The organism is Luteibacter sp. PvP120 (assembly GCF_054055715.1).
On record NZ_JBSRXP010000003.1, the window covers coordinates 153,408 to 165,788 of the forward strand.

8 protein-coding genes are annotated in these 12,381 nt (G+C 68.1%); 2 read left to right on the top strand and 6 right to left on the bottom strand.

Annotation, left to right across the window (positions count from 1 at the left end):
* Positions 1–85: 85 nt before the first annotated feature.
* Together ACVKN3_RS07975 and ACVKN3_RS07980 are read right to left on the bottom strand one after the other, a co-directional pair.
* On the bottom strand, positions 86–967 hold the full coding sequence (locus ACVKN3_RS07975; protein ID WP_354516533.1) for an NAD(P)-dependent oxidoreductase: 882 nt from the start codon (positions 965–967) through the stop codon (positions 86–88).
* Positions 968–979: 12 nt separating this feature from the next.
* Positions 980–2,155 carry a BaiN/RdsA family NAD(P)/FAD-dependent oxidoreductase gene (locus tag ACVKN3_RS07980; RefSeq protein ID WP_354516531.1) on the bottom strand — a complete coding sequence of 392 codons (1,176 nt, stop codon included), beginning with the start codon at positions 2,153–2,155 and terminating at the stop codon, positions 980–982.
* 80 nt (positions 2,156–2,235) lie between these two features.
* Between ACVKN3_RS07980 and ACVKN3_RS07985 the strand changes: the two genes are divergently transcribed.
* Entirely contained in the window at positions 2,236–2,718 is a 483-nt protein-coding gene (locus ACVKN3_RS07985; RefSeq protein WP_036141993.1) for a YajQ family cyclic di-GMP-binding protein, read from the top strand.
* A 1,001-nt stretch (positions 2,719–3,719) separates the two neighbouring features.
* On the opposite strand, the gene ACVKN3_RS07990 is transcribed toward ACVKN3_RS07985, so the two are convergent.
* The 4 genes from ACVKN3_RS07990 to ACVKN3_RS08005 all read right to left on the bottom strand — a co-directional run bounded on the left by ACVKN3_RS07990 (position 3,720) and on the right by ACVKN3_RS08005 (position 11,075).
* Positions 3,720–6,824 carry a ligand-binding sensor domain-containing protein gene (locus ACVKN3_RS07990; protein ID WP_354514517.1) on the bottom strand — a complete coding sequence of 1,035 codons (3,105 nt, stop codon included), beginning with the start codon at positions 6,822–6,824 and terminating at the stop codon, positions 3,720–3,722.
* Positions 6,814–8,364 carry a putative bifunctional diguanylate cyclase/phosphodiesterase gene (locus ACVKN3_RS07995; protein ID WP_285405352.1) on the bottom strand — a complete coding sequence of 517 codons (1,551 nt, stop codon included), beginning with the start codon at positions 8,362–8,364 and terminating at the stop codon, positions 6,814–6,816. Before ACVKN3_RS07995 ends, ACVKN3_RS07990 begins: the two co-directional genes overlap by 11 nt.
* Before the next feature lie 256 nt (positions 8,365–8,620).
* Positions 8,621–10,699: a S9 family peptidase gene (locus ACVKN3_RS08000; protein ID WP_354514514.1), complete on the bottom strand. Its 2,079-nt coding sequence runs from the start codon at positions 10,697–10,699 to the stop codon at positions 8,621–8,623.
* An 82-nt stretch (positions 10,700–10,781) separates the two neighbouring features.
* Positions 10,782–11,075: a GNAT family N-acetyltransferase gene (locus ACVKN3_RS08005; protein WP_036142000.1), complete on the bottom strand. Its 294-nt coding sequence runs from the start codon at positions 11,073–11,075 to the stop codon at positions 10,782–10,784.
* Between the two features lie 103 nt (positions 11,076–11,178).
* On the opposite strand from ACVKN3_RS08005, the gene ACVKN3_RS08010 reads away from it, so the two are divergent.
* Positions 11,179–12,156: a CorA family divalent cation transporter gene (locus ACVKN3_RS08010; protein WP_354514512.1), complete on the top strand. Its 978-nt coding sequence runs from the start codon at positions 11,179–11,181 to the stop codon at positions 12,154–12,156.
* The last annotated feature ends 225 nt before the right edge of the window (positions 12,157–12,381 follow it).

The following is a 12,381-nucleotide window of genomic DNA, read 5'->3' on the forward strand; positions in this document are numbered from 1 at the left end:
GGACTGGAGAGTGTGAAGGCGCCCTTCCCCGGCGCACCTGCCGTTCCATGCCTGACCAGCCAGCCGCCACTTGCCGGGTCGCCGCTCAGTCCTTGAGGTGGGCGCGAGCCGCCGCCACGCGGGCCATGCCGGCCCAGTCGATGTCACCGTCGCCCTGCGCCAGGGATTCGAGCAAGGTGTCGTGCAGCACGCTGGCCAGCGGCATCGGCACCCGCTCCGCTTCCGCGGCCGAGCGTGCCAGGCCCACGTCCTTGAAGCCCAGGCTGAGCTTGAAGCCGGCCGGGGTGTAGGTGTCACGAGCGATCTGGCCGCCGTAATTCTTGAACACCGGCGCGGCGAACAGCGAATTGGACATGACATCGAGGAAGTCGGCGGCGCTCACACCATGTGCGCGGGTGAGCGCCGTGGCCTCGGCCATGCTCTCGATGGCGGCGCCGATCATGAAGTTGCCGCCGATCTTGACGATGGTCGCGCGGATCGGATCGTCGCCCATCGGCCAGACCTTCGCCGCCAGCAGCGCCAGCAGCGGCTGCACGGTGGCCACGGCCTCGGGCCTGCCCGACACGACGATGTTCAGTCCGCCCGCGGCAGCGACCTCCGGCCGGCCGAACACGGGCGCGGCCACGAAGCCCAGGCCACGCGCCTCGTGCGCCTCCACCAGCTCGCGCGCCAGCGCCACCGAAATCGTCGCATGGTTCACATGGACGGCCCCGCGCGGCAACGCATCCAGCACACCGCCGTCGAACAGCACCTGGCGCACGGCGGCATCGTTGGCGAGCATGCCGTGGATGACGTCGGCACCCTCGGCCACCTCCGCCGGATTGGATGCCACGCGGGCGCCCTGCTCCGCCAGCGGCCGGGCCGCCTCGGGCGAGCGGTTCCATACGGTGACCTCATGGCCACCCTTGACGAGGTTGGCGGCCATGGCGGCGCCCATGGCACCCAGGCCGATAAATCCGATACGCATGTCGCGCTCCTGTCAGACGGCCAGGCCGGCGGCATGGCCGCAGGCCCAGGCCCATTGGAAGTTGTAACCGCCCAGATGGCCGGTCACGTCGAGAACCTCTCCTACGAAATACAGCCCCGGATGTCTTTTCGACATCATGGTGGACGAAGAGATCTCGTCGGTATCCACGCCGCCCAGCGTGACCTCGGCGGTGCGATAGCCCTCCGTGCCGCTGGCCACGACGGGCCAGTCGGCCAGTTGCGCACCGATGTCGTTCAGTTCGGCGGCGCGGTATTGCCGCATGGGCCGGCTGGGCAGCCATATCTCGCACAGCCGCTCCGCCAGTCGCCGCGGCAGCAACGACGCCAGCACGGTCTTCAGCTCGGCCGCCGGGCGCTCGGCCTGTCCCTGGCGCAGCGCCTCAGCCGCATCGATGCCGGGCAACAGGTCGACGCGCAGGTCTGCCCCCGGCTCCCAGTACGAGGACACCTGCAGGATCGCCGGGCCGCTCAGACCCCGATGGGTGAACAGCAGCGCATCGCGGAACGCGGCATCGCCCACCCGCGCCTCTACCGGTAGCGCCACGCCGGCCAGGCCATCGAAACGCTCCTGGTGCTTGCCGCTGAGGGTGAGCGGCACCAGCCCCGCACGCACCGGCAGCACCCGGTGGCCGAACTGCTTCGCCACCTCGTAGCCGAAACCCGTGGCGCCCAGGCTGGGGATGGACAAGCCGCCGGTGGCGACCACCAGCGATGCCGCGCGCACCGCCCCCAGCGGCGTGTCGCAGGCGAAGCCACCCTCCACCGCGCGCAGGCGCGACACCCCGCAGCCGGTCTCCACGCGTACACCCGCCGCCGCGCATTCGTCCAGCAGCATGCGCACGATCAGCTTGGACGACTCGTCGCAGAACAGCTGCCCCGGCGATTTCTCGTGCCAGGCGATGCGATGCCGGTCGACCATCGCGATAAAATCCCACGGCGTATAGCGCGCCAGCGCGGACTTGCAGAAATGCGGGTTGGCCGAGAGGAAGTTGGTGGGCGTGGTGGCGGTGTTGGTGAAATTGCAGCGCCCGCCTCCGGACATCAGGATCTTCTTGCCCGCGCGGTTGGCGTGATCCACCACCAGCACGCGCCGGCCACGGCCACCGGCGACGATGCCCGTCATCAGTCCCGCCGCGCCCGCCCCGATGACGAGGACGTCGTATTCCATGGTGCTTCCCGTCGTGCAAACGCACATGGTAGCGCCCTCGCGTAAACTGGGGCATCGCCCCCTTCGACAAGGACCCCGCCATGCCCTCCTTCGACATCATCTCGGAAGTCGACAAACACGAACTCGTCAACGCCCTGGACCAGGCCAACCGCGAGGTCACCACCCGCTTCGACCTGAAAGGCACCTCCGCGAAGATCGAGCAGGAAGAAAACGTCCTGACCCTGCGCGCCGACAACGAATTCCAGATCAGCCAGGTGATGGACATCCTCCGCGCCCGTCTCTCCGCCCGCCAGATCGACGTACGCGCCATGGACGTCGGCAAGGTCGAGACCAACCTCGCCGAGGCGCGCCAGAAGGTGACCATCAAGCAGGGCCTCGAGCAGAAGGTCGCCAAGACGATCATCGCGAAGATCAAGGAAGCCAAGCTGAAGGTCGAGGCGCAGATCAACGCGGAGAAGATCCGTGTCACCGGCAAGAAGCGCGACGATTTGCAGGCGGCCATGGCGCTGCTGCGCAAGGCGGATGTGGAAGTGCCGTTGCAGTTCGACAATTTTCGGGATTGATGGCGGGGGTTGTGTGGGCTCGCCTTCGGCGTCGCGTTTGGCCTTGGGCCGTGGAGCAAGAGCCGGCGGGTGCCACCCTCGGGGCCACGCCTGCGGCGACCCGCCAGGGAAGGGCCGCTCCGCGGCCGTGTACCCGATTCGCGCACATCGTGCGCTCCTACCCGCGCCACATCCGGGTCGGGCTTCGAACGGGGGTTTCCGATTCGCCATCCATGGCTCAGCGAAAACGGCCGGCCGTCCTGGCCGGCCCCCTTCGGGCCTTGTCCGTTCGAATCCCTCGCCTGCGGCTACCGGCCCCGAGGGTGGCACCCGCCGGCTCTTTCCAGCACTGAGGTTGCGTGTGGGGAGAGCGAAGAGCTGGGTTTCGCTTCGTGGGTGGGAACGCTCGCTTGCCTGGTGTGCATGGCATCGGTCGCCCTAGGTGTGGCGAGGGTTCGCGCACGTGCGTGCGCTCCTACCCCCAGACGGCAGATCACGCGTTGGATATGCCACAACCTGCCTACACCTGCGACCTACCTACCCTTGGCGTAGGAGCCCACGATGTGGGCGAAAAGCCAACAAAGCGGCGACGCCATACCCTGCACGTCTGCAGCCGCTCTGGTCACAACCCACCTCAGTCTTGGAAAGAGCCGGCGGGTAGCCCCCTCGGGGCCGGTAGCCGCAGGCGAGGGGTTCGAACGGATAAGGCCCGAAGGGGGCCGGCCCGGACGGCCGGCCATTTTCGCTGAGCCATGGATGGCGAATCGAAAATCCCCGTTCGAAGCCCGACCCGGGCCCGAAGGGCAATAAGAATACGGCCGCGCCAGCGGCCCTTCCTTGACGGGTCGCCGCAGGCGTGGCCCCGAGGGGGCTACCCGCCGGCTCTTGCTCGAGGAATTCGGCTTTACCGCTTTACCGCCTTGTTGGCTTTTCGCGCACATCGTGCGCTCCTACCGGCACGTCGTGCGCTCCTACCGGCACATCGTGCGTTTCTACCGGTACATTCTGCGGTCCTAACGGGTTTAGAGGCTGGCGATGCGACTGCGGTTGCGGCCGTCGTTCTTTGCCTCGTACAGCGCCTCGTCGGCGCGGCCCAGCAGGGAATTGAGCGACTCGGGTGCACGCCACATGGCGACGCCCGCGCTCACCGTGATGCGGATGCGGTAGTCGCCGTGCACGATGGTCATCGCGCCCAGTGCGTGGCGCACGCGCTCGGTGATGTCCAGTGCGTGCTCGGCCAGGGCGCCCGGCAGGCAGAGGATGAACTCCTCGCCGCCGAAGCGGCCGGCCAGGTCGTCGGCGCGGCACATCGACGAGATCACCCGCATCGTCTCGCGGATCACCGTGTCGCCGGCCAGATGGCCGAACGTGTCGTTCACCGTCTTGAAGTCGTCGATGTCCAGCAACACCATGCTGAACGGGATGCCGTCGCTCGCCGCGCCCTGGCGCACGCGCTCGGCCTGTTCGAGGAAGCGGCGGCGGTTGAGCGAGCCGGTCAGCTCGTCGGTACCGGCGAGGTGGTCGAGCCGTTCGTTCGCGGCCTTGAGGTCGCGCGTGCGCGCATCGACCTGCACCTGTAACAGCTCGGCACGACGACGCAGGTAGAGCGTGCGCAGGTGGACCAGGCCGAAGAATGCCACCACGCCCAGCGCCACCCCGAACGCCAGAGTCCACAGGCTTTCGTACCAGCGCGGCACCACGGTCACGTGGATGGAGGATTCCACCGTGCGGGCGTCCAGCCCGCGCATCGTCGCGCGCAGGCGCAGCGTGTAGTTGCCGCTGGCGAGGTTGGTGTAGATCGCGCTGGGCGGCAGCCCGCGGGCCACCTCGTTCCAGCCGTTGTCCGCGTCGTCCATGCGGTAGGCGTAGTGGGTCTCCGCGGGTGCGCGGAAATCGAGCAAGGCGAAGTCCACGCGCAGGTTGCGGCCATCGCCGTCGAGGCTGACGCTGCCGCCGTCACCCGGGAGGTCGGCCAGGGGCAGCGACTTGTCGTTGACCGTCACCTGGGTGATCGCCAGGCGCGGCGGTGCCACCCGCGGCGCCACCCAGTAGGGACGGATCACCGTAAGGCCGCCCAGGCCGCCGAACATCAGCTCGCCGCCCGGCGCCTCCGCGGCGGCACGGTGGATGTAGCTGGGAATGCGCAGGCCGTCGCGGATACCCAGGTCGGCCACCCGGTGGGTATGGGCATCCACCATGGCCACGCCATTGGCCATCGACGCCCAGACCCGGTCGTCGTGGTCGATCAGCAAGGCGTTGATCTTGGTGTTGACCAGTCCCTCGCGCGCGCCGATCACGCCGAAGCGGAACGGGCCGCCCGGCTTGAAATCGTCGACATAGGCGATGCCGCCGAAGGTGCCCAGCCACAGCCGGTGATGCGAGTCGAACGCCACCGAGCCGGTGTAATCGTGCGGCAGGCTGGTGGGGTCCGCCGGATCGTGGTGCAGGTTCACGAAGCCCGGCTTGCCGTCGTAGGCGATGCTGATGCCGCTGATGGTCGAGAACCACCACGCCCCGGGCATGCGCGTGATGTAGCGCACCTGGTCGCCGACCAGGCTGGTCGGATCGCCGTCGTCGTGGCGCATCTGCACCAGGGTGCCCTTGACCGTGTCGTAACGGAACAGGCCGTCGTAACCGCCGATCAGGATGTCGTTGCCGTCGCGCTGCATCGACAGGATCAGCTTGCCGTCCAGGCTCGGGATCACCGAGCTGGTCATGGCGAAGGTCTCCGGATCGATCCGCGAAATGCCTTGCGCGCCCGCCCAGATGGTGCCGTCGGGCGCCACGACGAAGGCCTGCACGTCGCGCTCCGCCTGTTCGCCGCCCAGTTGCAGGTGGCGCATGCCGCCCTTGCCCAGGTCGAGCACGTCGATACGCCCCATGCCCAGCCCCAGCCAGACCCGGCCGCGCGGGTCGACGAACACCGAATGCACGTTGGCGTTGGAGAGCGTGTGGGTTTCCAGCGGCGAGGGCAGCACGGAGAACACCGCGCGACCGTGGGGGTCGTAGCGCGCCGCGCCGAGCTCGGTCGCGACCCAGATGTTTCCCGAGGCGTCCTGCAGGATGTCGCGCGTGATGTCACCGGGCAACGACGAGGGCATGGCGGCATCGTGGGCCAGCGGACGCACGCGTCCCGTCACCGTGTCGTAGGTGACGACACCCGCGCCGTCCGTCGCTGCCCAGAGCACGCCCTGCGGTGTCTCGTGGAAGGCGCGCACGGTGCGCCGGCGGGCCACGCTGTCCTTGCCCGAGAGGCCGGGCACGCGGTGCGCCTTGCCGTCCGCGTCGATGTAGATGGCGCCGGACTGCCCCGTGCCTATCCAGAGGTTGCGCCTGGCATCGGGCAGCAGCGCCCAGACCTGGTCGCGGAGGATCTCGTCGATGGCCGGATCGGTCGACACGACCCGCTCGAAGTGGCCGCCGGGACGACGCACGAAAAGGCCATTGTCCGCACCAGCCCAGAGGTTGCCCACGGCGTCCTCGGCCACCACGAAGGTACGCGGCCGCATGTCCTTCTCGTCGCCGGGTTGTCCCGAGACGTGTTCGATGCGGCCCCGGGCGACGTCGATGCGGTCGATGCCGCCCTCGGTGGCCACCCAGTACACACCGTGCTCGCGCGCCGGGGCGATCGAGAAAATCTTCGCGTGCGACGTGCCGCCGGGGCCCACGGGATACACATGGAAGCGCATGGTCTGCGGATCGAACCGCACCAGGCCACCGGTGTTGGTGCCGATCAGCAGGCCGCCGTCGTCCAGCGGCATCAGGGCGCGGACGTAGGCATCCGGCAGCACGGCGCCCGCATACGCATCGGGCTCCTGACCGAACACCTGCATGCGGTAACCGTCGTAGCGCACCAGGCCACCGAACGTACCGATCCAGATCAGGCCGCGCTTGTCCTGCACGATGGCCGTGGTGGTCGAGTGCGGCAGGCCGTCGGCGACGCCGACGGTGTCGAACCATGCGGTCTCGTACACCGCCCAGGGATCGACTGCGGCGGGGGGCACGGCCGGCGCCACCTCCGCAGCCACGGCCGTGGCGACGAACAACACCAGCCCGGCCGCGAGGACCGCAAGGCGGGCTCGAAGGCGCGAGGGGCGCACGGGCCGGGAAGCGTGCTCAGCCGGCATGGGCCATCGTCGGATCGAGGTAGTGACTGAAGGCGTCGGCAGTCATCGGACGGGCGAAGAAGTAGCCCTGGCCGATGTCGCACCCGAGTTCGCGCAGCCAGTCGGCCTGTGCCTCGGTTTCCACGCCTTCGGCGATGGTGCGCATGTTGAGCTTACGGGCCAGCCCGACGATCGCCTCGGTGATCTCGCGGTCGGCCAGGTTGAGGGTGCTGCCACGCACGAACGACTGGTCGATCTTGATGGTGCCCACGGGCAGCTCGCGCAGGTGGCCCAGGTTCCAGTAGCCCGCGCCGAAGTCGTCGATCAGCAGGTCGAAACCGTGGGAGCGCAGCTTGACCAGCTGGCGCAGGGTTTCTTCCGGCTGGCGCATGGCCGTGGATTCGGTGAGCTCGAAGCGGATCCGGCCCGGATCCACGCCGTAGGAACGTACGACACGGTGCAGCGTCTCGACGAAGGCCGGTCGGGTCAGCTCGTGCATGGAGAGGTTGATCGCCACGTAATCCACCACGATGCCCGCCGCGTCCCAGGCCTTCACCTGGGTCAGCACTGCGCGCAGCACGTATTCGCCCAGGGCGTGGATCAAGCCCGAGCGCTCCGCCACCGCCACGAACACGGCCGGTGGCACCTGCCCCCGCACGGGGTGCTTCCAGCGCGCCAGCGCTTCCACGCCGGCCAGCGTGCCGTCGCGCAGGTGACGCTTGGGCTGGTACTCCAGGCTGAGGTTGCCCTGTTGCAGGGCCTCACGCAGTTCCACCGTCAGCGCGACGCGTTCGCGGGCCTGCTCGAGCATGCCTTCCTCGTAGAAACGGAAGTCGGCCTTGCCGGTTTCCTTCACCGCATACATCGCGGCATCCGCGTTGCGGATCAGCATCTGGGCGACGGTGCCGTCCTTGGGCGCCACGGCGACGCCGATGCTGGGGCTGACCGCAACGAACTGGCCGGCGACGCTGACTGGCTGCGAGACCAGGTCGAGCACCTTGCGACAGACCCGCACGAGGTTTTCCATACCGCCATAGGCCTGCACCACCACCACGAACTCGTCGCCGCCGAAGCGCGACACCGTGTCGCGTTCGCGCACGCTGCTGCGCAGGCTGCTGGCGACGGCCTGCAGGAAGGCGTCGCCGGCCTCGTGGCCGAGCGTGTCGTTGATGGACTTGAAGCCGTCCAGGTCGATGAACATCACGGCGAGCGCCTCGTCGGAGGACGTCGCCAGGGCTCGCTCAAGCGTCTGCAGCAGGTAGGCGCGATTGGGCAGCCCGGTCAGGGTGTCGTGGTAGGCGCGGAACGCCAGTGCGCGGCGCGCCTGCTCGCGGGGATCGCCCAGCCGGCTGCGCAACCGCACGCGCTGGCTGGCCAGCCAGGCGATGACGACGGTGGCCAGGACAACCACGACAACCAGCGAGACGAGCCAGCCCAGACCCGCGCCGGCGGTGCCAAAACCGGTGCAGTGACCACCCTCGCCCGAACCCGTGAGGGTCCAGCGGGCACACCGCGAAGCGGCCCCGTGAAGGCCGCCCTCGACACTACGATGGCTCAGCACACTTTGCTCCGGCCCGGACATCGCCGGGATGTCCCGGTGACCGACGCAAGACGCGCCGGGCCGGGGATGTTCTTCGAATACGAAACAAGTACGCCCGGGTACCCGGAGAGACACCAGGCGCAAAACGACTTCTCCCTAGGTGTAACGGCCACCAACGCCCCCGCCTTTAGCCCCGATCTGCCGAATGATGATGGACCGGCGAAAAAACGCAATGCACCATTAGGCGTGCGCTTCCGAAAACGCGCACGATCGCGATTTATTGCCCCTTGGCCGACAGGTAGCGGTCGAACCACGACAGCGCCCGGGCGACCACGTCACGCCGGTTTTCCTCGCGCGCGAAGCCATGCCCTTCACCCGGGTAGACCACCAGCGAGGTGGGCACGCCCTGCGCGCGCAGCGCGTGCCAGAACTCGAATGACTGCGGTGCCGGCGTTTCGGCGTCGCGTTCGCCCACGACGATCAGCGTGGGCGTCTTCACCTGCTTGATGAAGTTGATCGCGGAACTCTTTGCATAGACGCCGGGGTCGTCGTACACCGAGGCACCGAAGTAAGGCGTCATCCACTGGTCGATCAGGTTCTGCCCGTAGTAGCTCTGCCAGTTGGAGATACCGGCGCCGGCCACCGCCGCACGGAAGCGGTTGGTCTGGGTCACGCCGAACATCGTCATGAAGCCGCCGTAGCTCCAGCCGGTGAGGCCCAGGCGCTTGTCGTCCACCGGGTGGTCCTTCTCGATCGCATCGACCCCGGCAAGGATGTCGCGCAGGTCGCCGTAGCCGAAGTCCTTGCGGTTGGCCTGGACGAAGGCCTCGCCCTGGCCGTAGCTGCCGCGCGGGTTGGGCATGAAGACGAAATAGCCCAGGGCCGACAGCGGCGCGCCGCCGTAGCCTACGCCGGGCCAGCGCGGCATGACCGATGCGGCCGGGCCACCGTGCACCGCGACGATCATGCCGTAGCGCTTGGCCGGATCGTAATGCGCCGGATACAGCAGCCAGCCCTGCACGTCGTGGCCCTCGAAGGTCCAGGAGATCGACTCGGCCTTGCCCCAGGACGGCTTCAGCCCGGCGTTGAACGTGGTCACCGCCACCGGCGCCTGGCCGCCGGCCAGGTCGGCCACGTGCACTTCGTAGGGTTGCTCGAACGAGCTGGCAATGAAGGCCGCATGCGTGGCCGCCGCATCCAGCGACACGGACATCGACAGACGGCCATCGCCGATCGACATCGGCAGATCGAACAGGCGGGTGGCCGATGCCGCGCCGGTGGCTGGCAGGGCATAGCGCGACAGCCGGGCCGACCCGGCGGCCACCTCGTCGACCAGCAGCTGGTCGTTCGCCGTCCAGGCAAACCAGGCCGGCGTGGTATGGATATCCGGGGTGACATCCACGGGCGCCGCGCCCCCGGCGGACGGTACGGTCCAGATGTCGCCGCCGGTCGAGCCCTGGTCGCTCATGAGGCCGCCGATGAAGGCGAGGCGCGAGCCGTCCGGCGAGAAGCGCGGCACGGCGATCTGCAAGCCCTTGAGCGCACCGGTGAGTTTCGTGGTGTCCACCACCACGTCGGCCTTGGCGCCTGCGCGGCTGGGCTGGACATACAGCTTCGCCACCCACCAGTTGTTGTCGCCCGGCGGCTCCGCCGCGACATACGCCAGGCGGTCGCCCGCGGCGGAAAACGCGAACTCGTAGACGTGCAGGCCCGCGGGCGTCAGCACGTGGACGTCGCCTCCCGTGGCGTCCACGCTGGCCACCTGCTGGATCTCGATGCCCTCGACGCCGACCTCACCCAGCTGCGGCTTGGCCGCGGCCGTGGCGCTGGCCTGGCGCGTGGCGTTGGGCACGTAGAGGAAGCCGAGCTGCCTGCCATCGGGACGCCAGGTCAGGCTATCGACGTAACCGGTAAGGTGGGTCAGCCGCTGCGGTGCGGCCTTGCGCGAGGTATCGACGACGTAGATGTCGTTCTGCTTGCCCTCCCCCACGCCCGGGCCCTTGCCGGCGCAGTCGGAAAGGAAGGCCAGGTGGCGCGAGTCGGCGGCCCAGGTCACGCCGACCTCGCTGCACCCCTTCGACGCGGTGATCCGGTGCGCATGGTGGCCTTGGGCGTCGGCGATCTCCACCACCGGCTTGCCGTCGGTCTTGACCGCCCAGGCCAGCTGCTTGCCGTCGGGCGACAGCGCGACGGACTCGATGGTGCGGACCTTGCCCAGCGCGTCCAGGATGCCGGCGATCCGCGCATCGGTGGGCGACGCCGCCTTCTTGCCCGGCGCGGAGGCGGTATCGGCGGCGGCGGAACCGGCATGGACGATGGCAAGTGCCAGGGCGGCGGCGATCCACTTCGTGCGCATGCGATTACCCGGTCTGTGAGTTAAACGTGAAAACTATCACGACACCCATCCACCGGGGTAGGCATGCGCCTACGTGACGTGCTCAACCGCGCAGCAGATGGGCGTACTCGGGATGACGCTTGAACCAGGTGTCGGCGTAAGAACATGCGGGAACGATCTTCCAGTGCCTGCCCTCGGCAAAGCGCACCGCGAACAGCGTCAACGCCGCCGCGATGCCGCGCCCGCCCACCGGCGAGGGAACGCCCGTATGGGTGATGGTCATGGCGTCGCCTTCCAGGCGGTATTCCACCTCGCAGGTGTGCCCGTCGACCACGGCGGTGAAGACCTGGTTGGCGGCATCGTGGGTAATGGCCAGTGGCTGGGCGGTGTCGCTCATTGCATACTCCGGACGGAACAAGGTGCCGACACTTTCGCACTCCGTGGATGGGCGCGGCGTTAAGGTCGCGCCCCACTGGTCAGGCCACAGGATCGACACGCGCGTGCTCATCATTCATGAACACGGCCGCAAGGCGGCCATCCACTGGACAACCGGCATGGACGTGCCCCGGGCGCCGCTGTGGATCGACCTGCTCGACCCCAGCGACGACGAACGCCGATGCGCCGGGGCGATATCCGGCCTGCGCGTGCCCGATCGCGGCGATGTGGACAACCTGGCCCTGTCCAGCCGCATCCGTACCGACGACGACGCCATGTACCTGTCCATCCCCTACTTCGCCGACGTGGATCACGCCGTGCACGACGGTGGGGGACATCGGCCGTCGCCGCTCGGCATCGTGGTAACCGGTCGCCTGCTGATGACCCTGCGTTTCCACGATTCCCCCGCCTTCGACCTGGCCAGCCGCAGTTGCGACGAGCAGCGCTGGGAATCCAGCGGCGACGTGCTGGCCACGTTGATCGAAGCCATCGTGAACCTGGCGGCCAAGCGGATGGAAGACGTCTCGGCCGACCTGAAGAAACTCTCCGACCGCGTCTTCACCACCGAGCGGCTGGGCACCCCGGCCCTGCGCGACTGCATGCTGGAAGTGGGACGGCTGGAGGGCGAGCAGGCGCGCAATCGTTCCTCGATGCTGGGCGTGCAACGCATCGTGTCGTTCGTGCGGGCCAAGCAGCCGGAATGGATATCCGACCAGGTCGAAGTGCGGCTGCGCGTGGTCGACCACGACCTGCGCACGCTGGACGAGTTCGACGACCAGCTGACCAACAAGCTGCAGTTCCTGCTGGACGCCAGCCTGGGTTTCATCAGCACCGACCAGAACCACGTGATGAAGGTGCTGACCGTGACCTCGGTGGCGACCATTCCGCCGGTGATCCTGGCCGGCGTGTGGGGCATGAATTTCAAGCACATGCCGGAACTGGACTGGACGTTCGGCTATCCCATGGCCATCGGGATCATCCTGCTCAGCATGCTGCTGCCGGTGCTGTTCTTCAAATGGCGCGGGTGGCTCGAGGGCGATTGAACCCGACACACCCCGCCCTTAACCCACGCCGCCCTGCATGTGAAGACGTCAAGACGGACCCTCGTCACACTTTCACGCATCGGGCCTGTTTTTACCCTAAAGTTTCCGGCTTGGGTGCCGTTATCCCTCCCTGAGGATAAGCCCGGTATCAGCCGGTCGAACGACACGGGGCGCCGCCAGGCCGCCCGACTCGGGGGAGGATGTGCTCGGTGCTAGTCAGTAACC